At 39.7% G+C, this 2,159-nt stretch carries 2 protein-coding genes; both read left to right on the top strand.

All coding sequences use genetic code 11. The features are described 5' to 3' along the window. Positions 1-20 precede the first annotated feature (20 nt). Positions 21-656: an HD domain-containing protein gene (locus AC1DSB_RS18445; RefSeq protein WP_477587322.1), complete on the top strand. Its 636-nt coding sequence runs from the start codon at positions 21-23 to the stop codon at positions 654-656. After that, on the top strand, positions 653-2,159 hold a 1,507-nt coding region (locus tag AC1DSB_RS18440; RefSeq protein ID WP_477587321.1), incomplete at its 3' end, for an ABC-F family ATP-binding cassette domain-containing protein. The genes AC1DSB_RS18445 and AC1DSB_RS18440, both read left to right, overlap by 4 nt.

Below are 2,159 nucleotides of genomic sequence, written 5' to 3'. Positions count from 1 at the left end.
GTTAAGGAAGGAAGATCAAATTGAATGCGATTGAAAAATGTGAACGACTAGTAAAAGATATATACAATCAATTTGACGCAAGTCATGATTTTCAACATATTGAACGTGTGAGAAAAAACGCCCGAATCATCAGTCAGGAAGAAGGGACCGTTCGTACAGATTTAATAGAACTAGCTGTACTTCTTCATGATGTCAGTGACGTTAAATATAGTGGCATAGAAGGCAAGGCGAAAGAAAATGCCATTTTGGACGAACTAGACTTGCCATTGAGTGATCGACAACAAATAGTTGAGATTATTGAATCTGTTTCCTTCAGTGGTGGACACGAAAAAGAAGCCAAAACAATTGAAGCCAAGATTGTCCGTGATGCAGATCGTCTGGATGCAATCGGTGCGGTAGGAATCGCCAGAACGTTTGCATATGGCGGAGCTAAGGGTAGAAAGTTGTACGATTGGTCTGAAACGGCAAGAATGAACATGTCTGAATCGGAATATCGCAATAAAGAAACAGCATCCGTCACACATTTTTACGAGAAATTGCTTTTACTGAAAGATTTAATGGTAACCGAAACAGGAAAAAAATTAGCGTTGCAGCGTCATGAATTTATGTTGGCATTTATCGACCAACTGAAAATAGAAACGAGTGAAGAAAAATGAGCCATTTAATCGTATCAAACTTAACAAAAACAGTTGGAGAAAAAACGTTATTTGAAAACATCGATTTTACAATATACGCTGGCGAACGTGCTGGACTGATTGGTGTTAATGGAACAGGTAAATCAACGTTTCTTTCCATTCTTGCCAATCAGATAGAGGCAGATCAACTCTCAATGGACCATCCGAACCAATACCGTATATCGTTTTTAGAACAGGACCCTCAATTCGCAGAGGATTTAACGGTATTACAAGCGGTGTTCAGTGGAGATGCACCTGTATTACAGATTAATAGAAAGTACGAAGATGCTCTTGAAAAATTAACTGAAGATTCGTCATCTGTCGAAAATCAGGACGCCTACATGAAAATACAGCAGGAAATGGACCAATATAATGCTTGGGATATCAATGCAGTCGCTAAAACAGCCTTATCGAAACTTGGAATTGATATGTTCGACCAAAAAGTAAATGAACTTTCGGGTGGACAATTGAAACGTGTTGCGTTAGCTAAAGTATTAATAGAACCTGCAGACTTAATATTATTGGACGAGCCTACCAACCATTTGGATGTTCAATCATCAGAATGGTTACAAGAAAGCTTGGCACGTTTGTCCAGTGCTATTATATTCGTAACCCATGATAGATATTTCCTGGATGGCGTATCTACTCATATCTATGAAATTGCTGACCAAACCATGTACACTCACCGTGGAAATTATGGAGATTATTTGGAAGCGAAAGCCATTCGTGAAGAAATGGCAGCATCTTCTCAATTGAAATTGCAGAACCGATTCCGCTCTGAACTGAAATGGATCCGACGCGGTGCCAAAGCGAGAACAACAAAACAAAAAGCGCGTATTCAGCGCTTTGAGCAATTGGACGACCAAATGGACCGTAACAATGACAATACATCTCTAGACATGAAACTGGCAACGACGCGATTAGGTAAAAAAGTGCTTGAAGGCATTGATTTATCAAAAGCATATGCAGGAAAACAAATCATCAAAGATTTTTCGTTTTTACTGCAGCCAGGAGATCGAATTGGTATTGTTGGACCAAATGGTGCCGGGAAAAGTACATTAATCAATATGCTGGCAGAAAAAATAGAGCCAGACAGTGGTGAATTGAGTATCGGGCAAACGGTCAAAATCGCTCATTTCGAGCAAACCATCCCACCAATGAATCCGAACACTCGTATGATTGAATATGTTCGAGAGTCTTCAAATGATATTGAAGGATCGGATGGAGTAAGACATTCAGCTGCCCAAATGCTTGAACGATTCTTGTTCCCACTAAAAGTCCATGGAACGCCAATTGGGAAATTGTCTGGCGGAGAACGCAAAAGACTTCATTTGCTAAAACTTCTTATGGAACAACCAAATGTCTTGCTATTGGATGAGCCAACAAATGACCTGGACATTCAAACATTGTCAGTGTTGGAAGATTTCATCGAACAATTCCCAGGTGTTGTTATCACAATTTCGCATGATCGTTTCTTCTTGGATC

The sequence above is a fragment of the Paenisporosarcina sp. P4_E4_2 genome (assembly GCF_056401595.1).
This window is presented reverse-complemented; position numbering and strand designations above follow the sequence as displayed.